The 21,435-nt window shown below is 77.6% G+C and carries 1 pseudogene; it reads right to left on the bottom strand.

Going from position 1 to position 21,435, the window contains the following annotated elements:
• Positions 1–386 precede the first annotated feature (386 nt).
• Positions 387–21,425 (bottom strand): annotated as a pseudogene (locus tag Ae150APs1_RS33105) (SDR family NAD(P)-dependent oxidoreductase); the annotation flags it as partial.
• Positions 21,426–21,435 lie beyond the last annotated feature (10 nt).

The following is a 21,435-nucleotide window of genomic DNA, read 5'->3' as shown; positions in this document are numbered from 1 at the left end:
TGCTGCCGGACGGCCCGCCCAGTGAACCGGCCGGCAGGCCGGTGAATCCCTAGTCCTGGTCCCGGGGGGGGCAGGGCGGCCGGGACCGGCCGCCCCACCCCGGGACCACGGCGTCAGCCGAGCCCGAGCTCGTCGTTGAGCAGGGCGAACATGTCGTCGTCGGACGCGTCGGCGAGGGTGTCGCCCTCGCCGCCGTCGACGCCGTCGCCGGTCTCCGACGGCCGGTCCTCGGCGCGCGCCCCGGCCCACTTGGTCCGGAGCACCTCGATCCGGCCCGCCACCCGGCGGTGCTCCCCCTCATCGTCGACGCTGAGGCCGGCGATCGCCCGCTCCAGGCCGTCGAGCGCGGCGAGGACGGCGTCGGCGCCGACGGGCTCGGCGACGACGAGCCGGCTCCGCAGGTGTCGCACGACCTCGGCCGAGGTCGGGAAGTCGAACAGCAGGGTGGCCGGCAGCCGCAGCCCGGTGGCCGCGTTGAGCCGGTTCCGGTACTCGACCGCGGTGAGCGAGTCGAAGCCCAGCTCCTGGAACTGCTGTCGGACCCCGACCGCGGCGGCGTCGGTGTGCCCGAGGACCTCGGCCGCCTGGCCCCGGACCACGGCCAGCAGGATCTCGTCCTGCTCGGCCGCGCCGAGCCCGGTGAGCCGCCGGGTCAGCGCGTCGGCGTCCGGTGCGGCGCCCGCGGTGGCGGTCCGCCGTGCCGGGGCCCTGACCAGACCCCGCAGCAGCGCCGGGACCTCCCCGAGCGCCCGCAGCGCGGCCAGGTCGAGCCGGACCGGCAGGGCCAGCGCCCGGCCGGTCGAGCCGGCCGCGAGCAGGGCGTCGAAGAGTTCGAGGCCCTGCCCGGCGGGCAGCGGCGGCATCCCAGAGCGGGCCAGGCGCTGCGCCTCGGCCTCGCCCAGGGTGCCGGTCATGCCGCTGCCCTGCTCCCACGGTCCCCAGGCCAGGGACAGCCCGGGGAGCCCGTCGGCGCGGCGGCTCGCCGCCAGCGCGTCCAGGTAGGCGTTGCCCGCCGCGTAGTTGGCCTGCCCGGCACCGCCGAGCACGCCCGCGACCGAGGAGAACAGGACGAACGCGTCGAGGTCCAGGCCGCGGGTCGCCTCGTGCAGGTGCCACGCGGCGTCGGCCTTGGGCCGCAGCACGGTGTCGAGCCGGGCCGCGTCGAGGGAGCCGACCACACCGTCGTCGAGGACGCCGGCGGTGTGCACGACCGCGCGGAGCGGGCGCTCCCGCCCGGCCTCGGCGACCAGTGCGCTGACGGCGTCGCCGTCAGCGACGTCGCAGGCCACCACCCGCACCCGGGCCCCGAGCGCCTCGAGACCGGCGACGAGCTCCGTCGCCCCGGCCGCGTCCGGGCCGCGGCGGCCGGCGAGGACCAGGTCCCGCACGCCCCGCTCCGCGACGAGGTGCCGGGCGACCAGGCTGCCGAGCCCACCGGTCCCGCCGGTGACGAGCACGGTGCCGTCGGTCCGCAGAGCCGGGGCCCGGTCGGCGTCGCCACCGTCGCCGCTCCCCTGCTCCGGAGCCGCGTCGATCCGGGCCAGGCGCGGGGCGCGCAGCTCGCCGTCGCGCAGTGCCAGCTCGGGCTCCTCGGACACCGCGGCGAGCGCCGCGGCCAGCTGCGCCGGATCGGTGCCCGTCGCGTCCGGGTCGAGGTCGAGCAGGCCGAGGACCCCGGGGTTCTCGTTCCCCGCCGACCGGACCAGGCCCCGGACCGCGGCGGCCGCCAGGTCGGGCACGCCGCCGTCGTCGACCGCGACGGCGCCGCGGGTGACGACCACCAGCCGGGCCGCCTCGAACTCCTCGGTGGTGAGCCACTGCTGGACCTGCTCCAGGACCCGGGTGGTGCAGGCGCGCACCTCGCCGGGCCGTCCGGTCACGCCGGGCTCGGCCGCCACCGGGACCAGCACCACGTCCGGCACCGGGTCCGTGGCCGCAGCGAGCGCGGCCAGGTCGTCGGCCTGCACGGCGTCCGGCACGGCCCCGGCCAGCTCGAACGGGTCGGCCCCGACGACGGCGACCGCGGGTGCGGCCTCCTCCGCCGCGCCGACGACCGTCCAGTCCAGACCGAACAGCGCGTCGCGGCCGGTGCGGGCGGCACGCAGCTGCTCGGCGGCGACCTGCCGGGTGTGCAGGCCCTCGACGGTCACGACCGACGCGCCCGCCCCGTCGACCGCGTGCACCGACAGCACGCCGTCCCCGGCAGGGGCGAGCCGGACCCGCAGCACCGCGGCTCCCCCGGCGAGCAGCGACACCCCGGACCAGGAGAAGGGCAGCGCCCCGCCGCCCGTCCCGCCGGTGCCGTCGGGGGCCAGCGCGGTCAGCAGCGACGCGTGCAGCGCGGCGTCGAGCAGTGCCGGGTGCACGCCGAACCCGTCGGTGCCACCGGCACCGTCGGGGAGCTCGACCTCGGCGAACAGCTCCTCGCCGCGGCGCCAGGCCGCGCGCAGGCCGCGGAACACCGGGCCGTAGGCGAACCCGGCGTCGGCGAACGTGTCGTAGCAGCCGTCGGCGTCGATCGCGACGGCGTCCTGTGGCGGCCACACCGCCGCGTCGAACCCGGCCGGTGCGGCGGGACCGGCCGGCGCCAGTGCACCGGCCGCGTGCCGGGTCCAGTCGCCGTCGCCCGTGCCCTCGGGCCGGGAGTGGATCCCGATCCCGCGGTGCCCGCCGGCGTCCGGGGCTTCGACGGTGACCTGCGCCTGCAGGGCACCCTGCTCGGGAAGGGCCAGCGGGGCGGCCAGGGTCAGCTCCTCGACCCGGCCGCAGCCGACCTCGTCGCCGGCCCGGATCGCCATGTCGAGCAGCGCGGTCCCGGGGACGAGCACCTGGCCGAGGACCGTGTGGTCGGCCAGCCACGGGTGCGAGCTCCGGGAGAGCCGCCCGGTGAGCACCACGCCCTGTCCGGACGCGAGCTCCACGGCGGCGCCGAGCAGCGGGTGCTCGGGTGCGCCGAGCCCGGCCGCGCGGACGTCGCCGCCCGAGGTCCGGGCCGCCGGCCAGAACCACTGCCGCTGGAACGCGTACGTCGGGAGGTCGACGCGGGCCGGCCGGGTCCCGGTGAACAGGTCGTCCCAGCCGCCGGCGCGGCCGGCGGCGTGCAGCTGCGCCCGCGCGGTGAGGGCGGTCGTCTCCTCGTCGCGGTCGCGGCGCAGCAGCGGCACGGTGACGGCGCCGTCCGAGGCGGTCTGCGCGGCCAGTGCCGACAGGACACCGTCCGGCCCGATCTCCAGGTAGGCGGTGACGCCCTCGGCGTCGAGGGTCGCGACGCCGTCGGCGAACCGGACGGCCTCCCGGACGTGGCGCACCCAGTACTCCGGGTCGCACAGCTCCCCCGGACCGGCGAGCGCACCGGTCAGGTTCGACACCACGGGAACGACCGGCTCGGTGTAGGCCAGCTGCTCCGCGACCGCGCGGAACTCCGCCAGCATCGGGTCCATCAGCGGCGAGTGGAACGCGTGCGAGACCTGCAGCCGGGTGGTGCGCCTGCCCTGTCCGGCGAGGCTCCTCCCGACGGCCAGCACGTCGTCCTCGGCGCCGGACACGACCACCGAGGCCGGTCCGTTCACCGCGGCGACCGCGACGTCGCCGGTGAGCAGCGGCGTGACCTCGTCCGCTGCTGCCTGCACCGCGATCATCGCCCCGCCGGTCGGGAGGGCCTGCATCAGACGGGCCCGCGCTGCGACCAGCCGGGCGGCGTCGGCCAGGGAGAACACCCCGGCCACGTGCGCCGCGGCGATCTCACCGATCGAGTGCCCGGCCAGCAGGTCCGCGCTGATCCCCCACGACTCGACGAGCCGGTGGAGCGCGACCTCGATCGCGAACAGCGCGGGCTGGGCCCAGCCGGGCTCGTCGAGGCGGCCGGACTCCCGGTCGTCACCGGACGCCCACATCACCTCGCGCAGCGACGGTGTGCCGCCGCCGGCGGGGTCGAGCTCGGCGTCCAGCGCCGCGACGACGGCATCGAACGCCTCGGCGAACACCGGGAACCGGTCGTACAGCTCCCGTCCCATGCCGGGCCGCTGCGAGCCCTGCCCGGAGAACAGCAGGGCCGTGCGGCCGCCGTCGCTCTCGCCGGTGACCGCCGCCGGGTCGGGGCGGCCGCAGGCGAGCGCGTCGAGCGCCGCGAGCGGGTCGGTGCCGTCCGCGGCCAGGACGACGGCGCGGTGGGCGAACGCGGACCGGGTGGTCGCGAGCGCGTGGGCGACGTCGACCCGGCGCGGGCCGGGCCGCTCGTCCAGCGCCTCCCGCAGGCGCGCCGCCTGGGCGCGCAGTGCCTCCGGCGAGCGGCCGGAGAGCACCCACGGCACGAGGCCGGGCTCGGGCGCCGCGGGCCCGGCCGGCTCCGCCGGTTCGGCGACGGCGGTGGGCTGCTCCAGCACGACGTGCGCGTTGGTCCCGCTGATGCCGAACGACGACACACCCGCCCGGCGGGCACGCCCGGTCTCCGGCCACACGGTCTGTTCGGTGAGCAGCTCGACGGTGCCGTCGGACCAGTCCACGTGCGACGACGGCGCGTCCACGTGCAGCGTCCGGGGCAGCACCCCGTGCCGCATGGCGAGCACCATCTTGATCACCCCGGCGACACCGGCCGCGGCCTGCGTGTGCCCCAGGTTCGACTTGACCGACCCGAGCAGCAACGGCCGCGCCGGATCGCGGTCCCGACCGTAGGTCGCGATCAACGCCTGCGCCTCGATCGGGTCGCCCAGGGTGGTGCCGGTGCCGTGCGCCTCGACGGCGTCGACGTCCGACGGGCTCAGACCGGCGTTGGCCAGCGCCCGCCGGATCACCCGCTGCTGCGACGGCCCGTTCGGCGCCGTCAGCCCGTTCGAGGCGCCGTCCTGGTTCACCGCCGACCCCCGCAGCACCGCGAGGATCTCGTGACCGTTGCGCAGCGCGTCGGACCGCCGCTCCAGCACCAGCATGCCCACGCCCTCGGACCAGCCGACGCCGTCGGCGGACTCCGAGAACGCCTTGCAGCGGCCGTCCGGGGACAGGCCCCGCTGCCGGGAGAACTCGACGAACGTGCCCGGCGTGGACATCACGGTGACGCCACCGGCGAGGGCCAGCGAGCACTCCCCCGCCCGCAGCGCCTGCGCGGCGAGGTGCATGCCCACCAGCGACGACGAGCACGCCGTGTCCACGGTGACGGCCGGGCCCTCCAGCCCGAACGTGTAGGACACCCGGCCCGAGGCGACGCTGCCGGCGCTGCCCTGGCCCTGGAAACCCTCGAACTCCTTGCCGCCCAGGAGCGAGCCGTAGTCGCTGTACATGACGCCGGCGAACACGCCGGTCGCGCTGCCGCGCAGGCGGGTCGGGTCGATCCCGGCCCGCTCCACCGCCTCCCACGACGTCTCCAGCAGCAGCCGCTGCTGCGAGTCGGTGGACAGCGCCTCCCGCGGGCTCATCCCGAAGAATCCGGCGTCGAACCCGCCGGCGTCGTGCAGGAAGCCGCCGTGCCGGGTGTAGGAGGTCCCGGCGTGCTCCGGGTCCGGGTCGTAGACCGACCCGATGTCCCAGTTCCGGTTCGTGGGGAACCCGGAGACGGCGTCGACGCCGTCCCCGACGAGCTGCCACAGGTCCTCCGGCGAGGACACCCCGCCGGGGAACCGGCACGCCATCCCGACGACGACGACCGGGTCGTCGGCCACCGCGGCGGCGGGCGCCACGGACGCCGGCACGGCCCCGTCGGCGCCGTCGGCACCGAACAGCTCGTCGTGCAGGTGCTCCGCCAGCGCGGTGGCGGTCGGGTGGTCGAACACCAGGGTCGCGGTGAGCCGCAGCCCGGTGGCGGTGCTCAGCCGGTTCCGGAGCTCGACCGCGGTGAGCGAGTCGAACCCGAGGTCCCGGAACGGTGCCTCCGCGTCGACCACGGCCGGGTTCGCGTGCCCCAGCACCAGTGCGATCCGGGTGCGGACCAGGTCGAGCAGCTCGCGGCGGCGCTCGTCGGGCCCGAGGGCGACGAGCCGGTCCACCAGCCCCGCGACGGTCGCCGAGCCGCCGGCCGCGGCGCGGCGGGTGCGGGTCCGGACCAGGCCGCGCAGGATCGCGGGCACCTCACCGGACGCCGACAGCGCCGCGAGGTCCAGCCGCACCGGCGCGACGAGGGGGTGACCGGTCCCGCTCACGGCGAGGGCCGCGTCGAACAGCGCCAGGCCGTCCTGCGCCGACAGCGGCGGCATCCCGGACCGGGCGAGCCGCTGCGCCTCGGCGTCGTCGAGGGTGCCGGTCATGCCGGTGCCCTGCTCCCACGGCCCCCAGGCCAGCGAGACACCGGGGAGGCCGGCGGCGCGGCGGTGTGCCATCAGGGCGTCGAGGAACGCGTTGCCGGCGGCGTAGTTCGCCTGCCCGGCACTGCCGAGCACGCCCGCCACCGAGGAGAACGCGACGAACGCGTCCAGGTCCAGGTCCCGGGTCGCCTCGTGCAGGTGCCAGGCCGCGTCGGCCTTCGGCGCCAGCGCGGTGCCGAGCCGCTCGGGGGTGAGCGAGGCGAGCACGCCGTCGTCGAGCACACCGGCGGTGTGGACGACCGCGGTCAGCGGCCGCTCCGCCCCGGCGGCGGCGACCAGCGCGGCGGCCGCAGCCGGGTCGGACACGTCGCAGGCACGCACGGACACCTCGGCGCCGCGCGCCGTGAGGTCGTCGACCAGCTCGGCGCTGCCGGGGGCGTCGGGTCCGCGCCGGCCCGCCAGGACCAGGTGCCGGACGCCGTGGACGTCGACCAGGTGGCGCGCGAGCCGCGCGCCGAGGCCGCCGGTGCCGCCGGTGACCAGCACGGTGCCGTCCGGGGTCCAGACGGCCGGGTCGCCGCCGGCCGGCAGCCGGGTGAGGCGGGCGGCGAGTACCTGCCCGCCGGAGACCGCCAGCTGCGGCTCGTCGGAGGCGAGCGCCGCGGCGAGGGCCTGCCCGTCGGTGCCGGTCCCGTCCAGGTCGACGTGGCCGACGGTGTCGGGGTTCTCGGTCTGCGCCGACCGGACCAGCCCGGCGACGGCGGCGGACGCGAGGTCGCTGCCGTCGCGTGCGCCCCGGGTGACGACGACCAGCCGGGACCCGGCGAGCGCGTCGTGCCCGAGCCACTCCTGCAGCGTCTCCAGGACCTCGGCGGTGTGCCGGTGGGTTCCGGCCACGGGGTCGCCGGTGCCGCCGGCACCGAGGAGGACGACGTCGGGGACGTCGGGGCCCGCGGCGAGTTCAGCGGGACCGGTGCCGGTGCCGACGGTCACGCCGGCGTCGCCGAGCGGGCCGGCGAGACCGAGGGGGTCGTCGCCGAGCACCGCGACCGTCCGGGGCGCCCCGGTGGCCGCGACGGGCTGCCAGGTGACGCCGAACAGGGCGTCGCCCACGCCGGGGACGGCCGCGTCGCCGGTGACGGCGCGGGTCAGCAGCGACTCGACGGTGACGACCGGTCTCCCGGCCGGGTCGGTCGCCCGCACCGACACCGCGTCGGCGCCGGCCGGGGCGAGCCGGACGCGCAGCGCCGTGGCGCCGAAGGCGTGCAGCGTCACGCCCTGCCAGGAGAAGGGCAGGGCCGCCGCCCCGCCGTCGCCGAGCCCGGCGAGCAGGGAGGTGTGCAGGGCGGCGTCGAGCAGGGCCGGGTGCAGGCCGAACACGTCGGCGGTCTCGGCCGCCCCGTCGGGCAGGGCGACCTCGGCGAACAGCTCCTCGCCGCGGCGCCACGCCGCGCGCAGGCCGCGGAACACCGGGCCGTAGCCGAACCCGGCGCCGGCGAACGCGTCGTAGCAGCCCTCGACGTCGACCGGATCGGCCCCGGCGGGCGGCCACTCGGCCGTCGCCGCGTCGGGGGCCGGAGTGCCGGTGCTGCTCAGCGCGCCGGTGGCGTGCTGTGTCCAGGCGCCGTCGCCGCCGGGGCGCGACCAGATGCCGACGGTGCGGTGCCCGTCGTCGTCCGGTGCCGTGACGGCGACCTGGACCTGCACCGACCCGGAGGCGGGCAGGACCAGCGGGGCGCCGAGGGTGAGCTCGTCGACCCGGTCGCAGCCGGCCTCGTCCCCGGCGCGGACGGCCATCTCCAGCAGCGCGGTGCCGGGCACGACGGCCCGGCCGGCCACGGTGTGGTCGGCCAGCCACGGGTGGGTCCGCAGCGACATCCGCCCGGTGAACAGGAACCCGTCGTCGGCGGCCAGGCCGACGGCGGCGCCGAGCAGCGGGTGCCCGGCCGTGCCGAGCCCGGCCGACCGCAGGTCGGCGCCGCCGCCGAGCGGCCCGGTGGGCCAGTACCGCTCCCGCTGGAACGCGTACGTGGGCAGCTGCACCCGGCGGCCGCCCGCGAGGAGCGCCGGCCAGTCGACCGGCGTGCCCGCGGTGTGCAGCCGGGCCAGCGCGGCGAGCGCCGCGTCCGGCTCGGGGCGGTCCGTGCGCAGCAGCGGGACGACGGTGGCGCCGTCGGCGGCCTGGCCCCGGACCAGCGCGGACAGGACGCCGTCCGGTCCGAGCTCGAGGAACGTGCCGACGCCCGCGCCCTCCAGGGCGGTGACGCCGTCGGCGAAGCGGACGGCCTCGCGGACGTGCCGCACCCAGTACCCGGGGTCGCACAGCTCCCCCGGACCGGCGAGCGCACCGGTCACGTTCGACACGACCGGGACCGACGGCTCGGCGTAGGTGAGCCCGGCGGCGACGGCCGCGAACTCGTCGAGCATCGGGTCCATCAGCGCCGAGTGGAACGCGTGGGACACGCGCAGCGCGGTGGCCCGGTGCCCGTCGGCGGTGAACCGGGCGGCGACCTCGCGGACGGCGTGCTCGTCGCCGGAGACGACGACCGACTCCGGGCCGTTGACCGCGGCGACCGACAGCCGGTCGGTGACGTACGGGGTGACGTCGTCCTCGGTCGCGCGGACGGCGATCATCGCGCCGCCCGCCGGGAGCGCCTGCATGAGCGAGGCGCGGGCGGCGACCAGCCGGGCGGCGTCGGCCAGCGAGAACACCCCGGCGACGTGCGCCGCCGCGATCTCGCCGATCGAGTGCCCGGCCAGGACGTCCGGGGTGATCCCCCACGACTCCGCCAGCCGGTAGAGCGCCACCTCGAGCGCGAACAGCGCCGGCTGAGTCGTGCCGGTCCCGTTCAGCGCGGCCTCGGCGGCGTCGCCCTCGCCCCACACGACGGCGCGCAGGTCGCCCCCGAGCTCGGCGTCCAGCGCCGCGACGACCGCGTCGAACGCCTCGGCGAACACCGGGAACCGGCCGTACAGCTCACGGCCCATCCCGAGCCGCTGCGAGCCCTGCCCGGAGAACAGCACCGCGGTGCGTCCGGTCCGGGCCGTCCCGGTGACGACGGCCGGGTCCGGGGTGTCCGCGGCGAGCGCGGCCAGGGCACGCAGGGCGTCGTCACGGTCACCGGCCAGGACGGCGGCGCGGTGGGTGAACCGCGACCGGGTCGTGGCCAGTGCCGCCGCGACGTCGGCCGGGACCAGACCGGGCCGGTCCTCGAGGTGCGCGCTCAGGCGGTCGGCCTGGCCGCGCAGCGCCTCGGAGGTCCTGCCGGACAGGACGAGCGGCAGCAGGCCGTCGCGTGCGGGCTCGGGCTCCGCGGTGTCCGCGGGCTCGACCGGCGCCGGCTGCTCCAGCACGACGTGCGCGTTGGTGCCGCTGATCCCGAACGACGAGATCCCGGCCCGGCGGGCACGGCCGGTCTCCGGCCAGGCCGCCTGCTCGGTGAGCAGCTCGACGGCGCCGGCCTCCCAGTCGACGTGCGACGACGGCTCGGTGACCCCGAGCGTGCGGGGCAGCACCCCGTGCCGCATCGCCATGATCATCTTGATGACGCCTGCGACACCCGCGGCGGCCTGGGTGTGGCCCATGTTGGACTTCACCGACCCGAGCAGCAGCGGCTGCTCACGGTCCTGCCCGTAGGTCGCGAGCAGCGCCTGGGCCTCGATCGGGTCGCCCAGCGTGGTGCCGGTGCCGTGGGCCTCGACGGCGTCGACGTCCGCGGTGGACAGCCCGCCGGAGGCCAGCGCCTGGCGGATCACCCGCTGCTGCGACGGCCCGTTCGGCGCGGTCAGGCCGTTCGAGGCGCCGTCCTGGTTGACGGCCGACCCGCGGACGACGGCCAGGATGCGGTGGCCGTTGCGGACCGCGTCGGACTGCCGCTCCAGCAGGAGCATGCCGACACCCTCGGACCAGCCGACACCGTCGGCGGACTCGGAGAACGGCTTGGACCGCCCGTCGGGGGCGAGGCCGCGCTGCCGGGAGAACTCGAGGAAGGTCTCCGGGCCCGACATGACGGTGACACCGCCGGCAAGCGCCAACGAGCACTCCCCGCCGCGCAGGGCCTGCGCGGCGAGGTGCAGGGCGACCAGCGACGACGAGCAGGCGGTGTCCACCGTCATCGCCGGGCCCTCGAAGCCGAACGAGTAGGAGATGCGGCCCGACGCCACGGACAGCGCGCTGCCCTGGCCCTGGAAGCCCTCGAACTCGTCGCCGTCGAGGCGGGTGCCGTATCCGGAGTACATGACGCCGGCGAACACGCCGGTCCGGCTGTCGCGCAGGCTGTGCGGGTCCAGCCCGGCGCGCTCGACGGCCTCCCACGACGACTCCAGCAGCAGCCGCTGCTGGGCGTCGGTCGCCATCGCCTCGCGCGGGCTCATCCCGAAGAAGTCCGCGTCGAACCCGGAGGCGTCCTCGAGGAACCCGCCGGAGCGGGCGTAGGAGGTGCCGCGGTGCGCGGGGTCGTCGTCGAACAGGTCGTCGAGGTCCCAGCCGCGGTCGGTGGGGAACCCGGTGATCACGTCGGTGCCCTCGTCGAGCACCCGCCACAGGTCCTCCGGCGAGCCGATGCCGCCGGGGAACCGGCAGCTCATGCCGACGACGACGACCGGGTCGTCCGCCGTGGCGATCCCGGCCGTGTCGGCGCCGGTCCCGGCGCCGGTGTCGGTGTCCGGGCCGAGGAGCTCGACGAGCAGGTGCTCGGCGAGCGCGGCGACCGTCGGGTAGTCGAAGATCGCGGTGGCGGGCAGCCGCAGGCCGGTGGCGGCGCCGAGCTTGTTGCGCAGCTCGACGGCGGTCAGCGAGTCGAAGCCGAGGTCGCGGAACGCGAGCTCGGGGTCGATGCGGTCGCCGCCCCCGTGCCCGAGCACGGTCGCGGCCTCGCCGCGGACCAGGTCGAGCAGGGTGGCGCGCCGCTCGGCGCGGTCCAGGGTGCCGAGCCGCCCGGCGAGGCCGCCGGCGGCGGCCGTGGCGGTCGCGGCGCGGCGGGCGGGGGCGCGGACGAGGCCGCGCAGCAGCGGCGGGACCGTCCCGCGACGGCGGAGCGTGGCCAGGTCGAGCCGGACCGGGACGAGCGCGGGGCGGCCGGTGGCGAGCGCCGCGTCGAACAGGGCGAGTCCCTGGCCGGCGGCGAGCAGCGGCATCCCGGAGTCCGCGGCGCGGCGGACGTCGCGCTCGTCTAGACCGGCGGTCATGCCGGCGCCCTGGTCCCACGCACCCCAGGCCAGGGAGACGCCGGGGAGGCCGGCGGCGGCGCGGTGCGCCGCGAGGGCGTCGAGGAACGCGTTGCCGGCCGCGTAGTTCGCCTGACCGGCGCCGCCGAACACCCCGGCGACCGAGGAGAACAGCACGAACGCGTCCAGGTCGAGGTCCCGGGTCGCGCGGTGCAGGTTCCACGCGCCGTCGACCTTCGGTGCCAGCACGCGGGCGAGGCCCTCGGGGGTCTGCGAGGCGAGCACGCCGTCGTCGAGGACACCGGCGGTGTGGACGACCGCGGAGACCGGGTGCGCGCCGGGCACACCGGCGACGAGCGCGGTGACGGCGTCGGCGTCGGCGACGTCGCAGGCGGCGACCGACACGTCCGCGCCGTGATCCTCCAGCTCCGCGACGAGCTCCGCCGCACCCGGCGCGTCCGCGCCGGAACGGCTTGTCAGCAGCAGGTGCCGGACGCCGTGGGCGGTGACGAGGTGGCGGGCGACGAGCCCGCCCAGTCCACCGGTGCCGCCGGTGACGAGGACGGTGCCCTCGGACGACCACGTCCTGCCGCCGGTCGCGGAGGCGCGGGTCAGGCGGGCGGCGAGGACCTCGCCGCCGCGGACGGCGAGCTGCGGCTCGTCGAGGGCCGGTGCGCCGGCCAGGTCACCGGTCGCGGCGGCGTCGGCGGCCGGGTCGAGGTCGAGCAGGCCGAACGCACCGGGGTTCTCGGTCTGCGCGGAGCGGACCAGCCCCCACACCGCGGCGGCGGCGAGATCGACGGGCTCGTCGCCGGTCGCGACGGCGCCGCGGGTGACGAGCACGAGCCGGGACCCGGCGAGCCGGTCCTCGGCCGACCACCGCTGGAGCAGGTCGAGGTGGCGTCGACCCGGGACCGCACGTCGCGCGGGGTGTCCGCGGCGGGCACTGCGGGCACCGCGGCGAGCACGGTCGCCGGCACGGGCGCGACCCCGGCACCGGTGACGGCTGCGTCGGCTGCGTCGGCGAGGAGTGCGTCGAGGGAGTCGTACCGGGTGCGCCCGTCGGCGAGCGCGTCGGTGACGGGGTCGCCTGCGGCGCCGAGCACCGCGAACGGCACGGTCTCCGCACCGGCGGACGGGGTGACGGGGGTCCAGTCGAGCCGGAACAGGGCGTCGCGCACGGCCGCGCCGGTGCCGAGGGCAGCGGGATCGACCGGGCGGGCCAGCAGGCGTCCGGCGGTCGCGACGGGCTGCCCGCCGGGGTCGGCGACCGCGACGGTCAGACCGCCGCCGTCGGCGGGCTCCAGGCGCACCCGCAGCGCGGTCGCACCGGTGGCGTGCAGGGTGACGTCCTCCCAGGCCCACGGCAGCCCGCCGGTGCCGTCGCCGGTGAGCAGCGCGGCGTGCAGGGCGGCGTCGAGCAGGGCGGGGTGCAGCCCGAAGCGAGCGGCGTCGTCCGCCGCACCGTCGGCCTGCTCCGGCAGCGCCACCTCGCCGTAGACGGTGTCGCCGTCCTGCCAGGCCGCGGTCAGACCCCGGAACACCGGGCCGTAACCGAACCCGGCGTCGGCGAACCGCTCGTAGCACCCCTCGACGTCGAGCTCGGCCGCCCCGGCCGGGGGCCAGGTCGTCGCGTCGAACCGCACCGGCTCCGGCGCAGCCGTGGTGAGGGTGCCGGTGGCGTGCTCGGTCCACTCGCCGGTGTCCCCGGGGCGGGCGTGCACGGTGACGGGCCGGCGGCCGGACCCGTCGTCGGCCCCGGCCCGGACCTGGACGGCGACGGTGCCGCCGGTGGGCAGGGTCAGCGGTGCGCCGAGGGTGAGCTCCTCGACGGCGGTGCAGCCGACCTCGTCGCCGGCCCGGACGGCGAGCTCCAGCAGCGCGGTCCCGGGCAGCACGACGGTGCCGGCGACGGTGTGGTCGGCGAGCCACGGCTGCGCGGACGCCGAGAGGCGGCCGGTGAGCAGCGCGCCCGCGCCGTCCGGGAACGCGACGGCGGCGCCGAGCAGCGGGTGCCCGGCGGCGCCGAGCCCGGCCGAGCGGACGTCGCCGCGGGCAGCGCCGGCTCCCGGCCAGTAGCGGCGGTGCTGGAAGGCGTAGGTCGGCAGGTCGACGCGGGTGACACCGGTGCCGTCGAACACCGCGGCCCAGTCGGCGCGGACGCCGCGGACGTGCAGCGCGGCCAGCGCGGTGACGACGGCGACGTCCTCGGAGCGGTCGCCGCGCAGCACCGGAACGGTGACGGCGGTCCCGCTGCCGGGCAGGGAGTCCTGGGCGATGGCGGACAGCACGCCGCCGGGCCCGATCTCGACGAACGTGGCGGCGCCGCGGCCGGTGAGGGTGGTGACGGCGTCGGCGAACCGGACAGGCTCGCGGACGTGCCGCACCCAGTACCCGGGGTCGCACAGCTCCTCGGCACCGGCGAGGTCACCGGTCAGCGAGGACACCACCGGCACGGCGGGGGCGGCCGGATCGAAGCCGGCGACGACGGACCGGAACTCTTCGAGCATCGGCTCCATCAGCGGCGAGTGGAACGCGTGGCTGACCCGCAGCCGGCTGGTCCGCCGTCCGCGGTCGGCGAGCACCGCCGCGACGGCGTCGACGGCGTCACCCGAGCCGGAGACGACGACCGAGGACGGGCCGTTGACCGCGGCGATCGCGACGTCGTCGCCGGTGAGCAGCGGAGCGACCTCGTCCTCGGTCGCCTCGACGGCCACCATGGCGCCACCGGTGGGCAGCGCCTGCATGAGGGTGCCGCGGGCGGCGACCAGGCGTGCGGCGTCGGCGAGGGTGAACACGCCCGCCACGTGCGCGGCGGCGATCTCGCCGACGGAGTGGCCCGCGACCAGGTCCGGGGTGACGCCCCACGACTCCAGCAGCCGGTACAGCGCCACCTCCAGCGCGAACAGCGCGGGCTGGGTGGCGCCGGTCTCGTGCAGCGCGGCCTCGCCGGTGTCGCCGCGGCCCCAGACGACCGGACGTAGGTCGGAGCCCAGCTCGGCCTCCAGCGCGGACAGCGCCGCGTCGAACGCCTCGGCGAACGCCGGGTAGCGGGCGTGCAGCTCCCGGCCCATGCCGAGGCGCTGTGAGCCCTGCCCGGAGAACAGGAACGCGGTGCGGCCGGTGGCGGCGCTGCCGGTGACGACGGCCGGGTCGGGCTCGCCCGCGGCGAGCGCGGCCAGGCCGCGCAGCGCCTCGTCCGGCCCGCTGCCGACGACGACGGCGCGGTGCTCGAGGGCGGCGCGGGTGCTGAGCAGGGACCAGCCGACGTCGGCGGGGCGGAGTGCCTCGTCGTCGCGGACGCGGGTGAGGAGGCGGGCGGCCTGGTCGCGCAGCGCGTCGGCGGAGGCGCCGGACAGCGCCCACGGCACGGCCGGGAGCTCCCGCGAGCCGGTGGTGACGGCGGGCGTCACGACCGGGGCAGGCTGCTCGACGATGACGTGGGCGTTGGTGCCGCTGATCCCGAACGACGACACACCGGCGCGGCGGGCGCGGCCGGTGTCCGGCCAGGCCACCTGCTCGGTGAGCAGTTCGACGGTGCCGTCGGACCAGTCCACGTGCGACGACGGCGCGTCCATGTGCAGCGTGCGGGGCAGGACCCCGTGCCGCATGGCGAGCACCATCTTGATGACGCCGGCGACACCGGCGGCGGCCTGGGTGTGCCCGAGGTTGGACTTGACCGACCCGAGCAGCAGCGGCCGCTCCGGGTCCCGGTCGCGGCCGTAGGTCGCGATCAGAGCCTGGGCCTCGATCGGGTCGCCCAGGGTGGTGCCGGTGCCGTGCGCCTCGACGACGTCCACGTCGCCGGCGGCCAGCCCGGCGTTGGCCAGGGCCCGGCGGATCACCCGCTGCTGCGACGGCCCGTTCGGCGCGGTGAGGCCGTTGGACGCGCCGTCCTGGTTGACCGCCGACCCGCGCAGCACCGCGAGGATCTCGTGGCCGTTGCGGAGCGCGTCGGACCGCCGCTCCAGGACGAGCATGCCGACGCCCTCGGACCAGGCGACGCCGTCGGCGGCGGCGGCGGCGAAGGCCTTGGAGCGGCCGTCGGGGGCGAGCCCGCGCTGGCGGGAGAAGTCGACGAACGTGCTGGGGGTCGACATGACGGTGACGCCGCCGGCGAGGGCGAGCGTGCACTCCCCCGCCCGCAGCGCCTGCGCGGCGAGGTGCATCCCGACCAGCGACGACGAGCACGCGGTGTCGACGGTGACGGCCGGTCCCTCCAGCCCGAGGGTGTAGGAGACCCGGCCGGACGCGACGCTGGGGGCGCTGCCGTTGCCGCGGAACGCCTCGTGCTCGTCGCCGGTCAGCGTGGTGCCGTAGTCGTTGTACATGACACCGGCGAACACACCGGTTGCACTGCCGCGCAGGCTGGTCGGGTCGATCCCGGCCCGCTCCACCGCCTCCCAGCTCGTCTCCAGCAGCAGCCGCTGCTGCGAGTCGGTGGACAGCGCCTCGCGAGGGCTCATCCCGAAAGAACCCGGCGTCGAACTCGGGGGCGGTGTGCAGGAACCCGCCGGCGCGGACGTGGGTGTGCCCGGGGCGGTCCGGGTCCGGGTCGAACAGGTTCGCCAGGTCCCAGCCGCGGTCGGTCGGGAAGGGGCCGGTCGCGTCGGCGCCGTCGCCGACGAGCCGCCACAGGTCCTCGGGCGAGGCGACCCCGCCCGGGTAGCGGCACGCCATCCCGACGACGACGACCGGGTCGTCGGCGACCGCGGCGACCGGGACCGGGGCGGCCGGGACGGCGGCGTCGGCGGTGTCGGTGCCGGTGCCGGTGCCGGTGCCGAGCAGCTCGTCGCGCAGGTGGTCGGCGAGCGCGCCCGCCGTCGGGTAGTCGAAGACCATCGTCGCGGGCAGCCGCAGCCCGGTGGCGGCGTTCAGGCCGTTGCGCAGCTCGACCGCGGTGAGCGAGTCGAAGCCGAGGTCCTGGAACTGGCGGCCGGTCTCGACCTGGCCGGGGTCGGCGTGCCCGAGGACCTGGGCGATCCGGTCGCGGACCAGGTCGAGCAGCGCCTCGCGGCGGCCGGCGGCGTCCAGCCCGCCGAGCCGGGCGGCGAGGTCACCGGCCGACGGCGACGCCTGCGCGGCGGCGCGGCGGGCGGGGCGGCGGATCAGGCCGCGCAGCAGCGGCGCCGGCTCACCCTGGGCGCGCAGGGCGGGCAGGTCGAGCCGGACCGGGGCGAGCGCGGCGGACGTGGCGTCACCGGTGACGGCGAGCGCGGCGTCGAACAGGGCGGTCCCCTGCTCCGGGGTCAGCGGCGGCATCCCGGAGCGGGCGATGCGCTCGACGTCGACGTCGCTGAGCGAGCCGGTCATGCCGACGGCGCGGCTCCACGGGCCCCAGGCGAGCGCGACGGCGGGCAGTCCGGCCGCCCGGCGGTGCACGGCCAGCGCGTCGAGGAAGGCGTTGCCCGCGGCGTAGTTGGCCTGGCCGGGGCTGCCGAAGGTGGCGGCGACCGAGGAGAACAGGACGAACGCGTCCAGGTCGAGGTCGCGGGTGAGCTCGTGCAGGTGCCAGGCCGCGTCGGCCTTCGGGCGGAGCACGGTGTCGAGGCGCTCCGGGGTCAGGGACCCGATCACGCCGTCGTCGACGACGCCCGCGGTGTGCACGACGCCGGTCAGCGGGTGCGCGTCCGGGACGCCGGCGAGCAGCGCGGCGAGCGCGGCGCGGTCGGTGACGTCGCAGGCGACGGCGCGGGCGGTCGCGCCCAGCGCGGACAGCTCGTCGACCAGCCCGGCGGCGCCGGGGGCGTCCGGGCCGCGGCGGCCGGCCAGCAGCAGGTGCCGCACGCCGCGCTCGGCGACGAGGTGCCGGGCCAGGACGCCACCGAGCCCGCCGGTCCCGCCGGTGATCAGGACGGTGCCGTCGGGGTCCCAGTGGTGCGGCTCGGCGCCGGCCGGGACGCGGACGAGCCGCGGCACGAGCACGGTGTCGGCGCGGACGGCGAGATCGGGCTCGTCGGCCGCGGCGGCCAGCGCGGAGACCAGCGCGGCGGTGTCGACGGCCGGGTCAGCGCCGGTGGCGTCGTCGGGCAGGTCGAGCACCGCGAGCCGGCCGGGGTTCTCGGTGCGGGCGGTGCGGACGAGGCCGTGGGTCGCGGCGGCGGCCAGGTCGGTGCCGTCGGTGGCGCCGCGGGTGAGCAGCACGAGGCGGGCGTCGGCGAACTCGGCGCCGGCGAGCCACTGCTGGACCAGCTCCAGGGTCGCGGCGGTGCCCGCACGGGTGGCGTCGGCGACGGTGCCGCGGCAGGGCACGGTGGGGACGGTCCCGGCCAGCACCAGCTCGGGGACGGGTTCGCCGGACGCGGCCAGCGCGGCCAGGTCGGGGTAGGTGCGCACCGGGATCCCGGCGGCCCGCAGCGCGGCGGTGCCGACCGGGCCGGGGCCACCCGCCTCGGGACCGACGACGGCGACCGCCGCCGGGGCCTGCCCGGTGCCGTCGCGCAGCGGGGTCCACTCCTGGCGGAACAGCGCGTCGTCGTGGCGGTCGGTGCCGGTGCCCGCGGGGACCTCGCGGGAGACCAGCGAGTCCACGGACAGCACGGGCCCGCCCGCGGCGTCGTGCACCGAGATCGTGACGGTGTCGTCGCCGGCAGCCGCGATCCGGGCCCGGACGGTGCCGGCCCCGGCGGCGAGCAGCTGCACGCCCTCCCAGGTGAAGGGCAGGCCGCCGCGGCTGATCGCGCCGAGGTCGCCGTAGGCGGCGGCGTGCTGCGCGGCGTCGAGCAGGGCGGGGTGCAGGCCGAAGTCGGTCGCGTCGGTCCCGGCGTCGTCGGGCAGCGTGACCTCGGCGAAGACCTCGCCGTCGCGGCGCCACGCGGCGCGCAGCCCGCGGAAGGCGGGCCCGTAGTCGAACCCGATCCCGGCGAGGCGCTCGTAGCAGCCGTCGAGGTCGACCGGCTCGGCACCGGCCGGCGGCCAGGCGGTCGCGTCGAACCCGTCGGAGGCGGGGGCTCCCGCGCCGAGCACACCGGTGGCGTGCTGCGACCAGGGCAGGCCGTCGGCGTCCTCCGGGCGGGAGAACACGCCGAGGGTGCGGCGCCCGCGGACGTCCTCGGGGCCGACCCGGACCTGCACGCGCACGCCGCCGCGCTCGGGCAGCACCAGCGGCGCGGCGAGGGTCAGCTCCTCGACGCGGGTGCAGCCGACCTCGTCACCGGCCCGCACGGCCAGCTCGACGAACGCGGTGCCGGGCAGCAGCGCCCGGCCCTGCACGCCGTGGTCGGCGAGCCACGGGTGGGTGCGGACGGACAGCCGGCCGGCGAACAGCACGCCGTCGTCGCCCGCGAGCTCGACGGCGGAGCCGAGCAGCGGGTGGCCGGCCGTGCCGAGCCCGGCGGCGGTGACGTCCCGGGCGCCCCGCCCGGGCGCCGGCCAGTAGCGGGTGTGCTCGAACGGATAGGTGGGCAGGTCGACCCGGGTCGCACCGGTGCCGTCGAACAGCCGGGCCCAGTCCACCGTCGCCCCGCGGACGTGGGCCGTCGCGAGGCCGGTGACCAGCGACAGCTCCTCGCCACGGTCGCGGCGCAGCAGCGGCACGGCGACGGCGCCCTCGGGCAGGGACTCCTGCGCCATGCCGGAGAGCACGCCGTCGGGGCCGAGCTCGACCAGCGTGGTGACGCCGCGCGCGGTGAGGGCGGCGACGCCGTCGGCGAAGCGGACGGTGCCGCGGACGTGCCGCACCCAGTAGTCGGCGGAGCGGATGTCGGCGACCTCGGCGACCGAGCCGGTCAGGTTGGAGACGACCGGGATCCGCGGCTCGTTATACGTGAGACCGGCGGCGACGGCGCGGAACTCGTCGAGCATCGGGTCCATCAGCGGCGAGTGGAACGCGTGCGACACCCGCAGCCGGGTGGTGCGCCACTCCTGGGCGCGGGCGTGCCCCTCGATGGTGGTGATCCCGTCGGCGTCGCCGGCCACCACGACCGACGACGGCCCGTTGACCGCGGCGAGCGAGACCCCGTCGGTGAGCAGGGCGGCGACCTCGTCCTCGGTCGCGCCGACGGCGAGCATCGCGCCGCCGCGCGGCAGCGCGGCCAGGAGCCGGGCGCGGGCGGCGACGAGCGTGCAGGCGTCGTGCAGCGACAGGACGCCGGCGACGTGCGCGGCGGCGATCTCACCGATCGAGTGCCCGCCGACCAGGTCCGGGGTCACGCCCAGCGAGGCGACCAGCCGGTACAGGGCGACCTCGATCGCGAACAGCGCGGGCTGCGCCCAGCCGGTGTCGTCGAGGGCGTCGGCGTCCGTGCCCCACAGCACGTCGCGCAGGGTGCGGCCGGTGTCGGGCAGCGCGGCGTCGAGCAGCGCGGCGGTCTCGTCGAACGCCTCGGCGAACACCGGGAACCGCGCGTGCAGCTCCCGTCCTGCGCCCAGGCGCTGCGAGCCCTGCCCGGAGAACAGGAGCGCCGTCAGGCCCTCCCCGGCGACGCCGCGGGCGATCTCGGTCGCGTCGTCCCCGGAGCCGAGCAGCACGGCGCGGTGCTCGAAGGTGGCGCGGCCGGTGGCCAGCGAGGCGCCGACGTCGAGCGGCCGGACGCCGGCGGCCGCCGTGGTGAGCCGGGTGCGCAGGGTGTCCAGGGCGGTGGCGGTGCGGGCGGACAGCGGCCACGGCACCACGGCGGGGGCGGGGACGTCGGCGGCGGGTGCCTGCTCGTCGGTCTCCGGGGCCTGCTCCAGGATGACGTGCGCGTTGGTGCCGCTGATCCCGAACGAGGAGACGCCTGCGCGGCGCGGGCGGCCGGTCTCCGGCCAGTCGACGGCGCCGTCGAGCAGCTCGACGGCGCCCGCGGTCCAGTCGACGTCGGCCGAGGGACGCTCGGCGTGCAGGCTGCGGGGCAGCACCCCGTGCCGCAAGGCCATGATCATCTTGATGACGCCTGCGACGCCCGACGCGGCCTGGGTGTGGCCCATGTTGGACTTCACCGAGCCGAGCAGCAGCGGGTGCGCGCGCTCCGCGCCGTACGTGGCGAGCAGCGCCTGCGCCTCGATCGGGTCGCCCAGCGTGGTGCCGGTGCCGTGTGCCTCGACGGCGTCGACGTCGCCGGAGCCCAGGCGCGCGCTCTCCAGCGCGGCCCGGATCACCCGCTGCTGGGACGGGCCGTTGGGGGCGGTCAGGCCGTTGGAGGCGCCGTCCTGGTTGATCGCCGACCCGCGCAGGACGGCGAGCACGTCGCGGCCCTCCCGGCGCGCGTCGGAGAGCCGCATCAGCACGAGCATCCCGGCGCCCTCGGCCCAGCCGGTGCCGTCGGCACCGTCGGCGAACGGCTTGCAGCGGCCGTCGGCGGCCAGGCCGCTCTGCGCGGTGAAGGAGACGAACGGGCCGGGGGTGGCCATGACCGACGCACCGCCGGCCAGCGCCACCCCGCACTCGCCGGCGCGCAGCGCCTGCACCGCCTGGTGCATCGCGACGAGCGACGACGAGCAGCCGGTGTCGACGGTGACGGCCGGGCCCTCGGCGCCCAGGGTGTAGGACAGCCGCCCGGAGATGACGCTCGCGGCGTGCCCGGTCGTCGAGTAGACGGCCACGTCCTCGTCGGACGCGCGGATCACCTCGCCGTAGTCCTGGCCGGTGGTGCCGACGAACACGCCGGTGTCGGTGCCGCGCAGCGACGACGGGTCGATGCCGGCCCGCTCCAGGGCCTCCCAGGTGATCTCCAGGAGGATCCGCTGCTGCAGGTCCATCGCGACGGCCTCGCGCGGGGAGATCCCGAAGAAGCCCGGGTCGAACCCGGCGACGTCGTCGACGAACCCGCCGACCTGGGCCAGGCTGCCGCCCTCGCCGTCACCGGCGAGCGCGTCGAGGTCCCAGCCGCGGTCGGCCGGGAACGGCCCGAGGACGTCCCGGCCCTGGGCGACGACGTCCCACAGGTCCTCCGGGGAGGCGACGCCGCCGGGGAAGCGGCAGCCGATCCCGACGACCGCGACCGGCTCGGCCGCGGCCGCGACCAGCTGCTCGTTCTGCCGACGGAGCCGCTCGACCTCCTTGAGGGACGACCGGAGTGCCTCGACGTACTTCTGGTCCGACGTGCTCATCAGAATCTCC

This window comes from Pseudonocardia sp. Ae150A_Ps1, assembly GCF_001932315.1.
Taxonomy (GTDB): Bacteria; Actinomycetota; Actinomycetes; order Mycobacteriales; family Pseudonocardiaceae; genus Pseudonocardia.
Note: the sequence above shows the minus strand (reverse complement) of the source record. Positions and strands in the feature narration are given on the sequence as shown.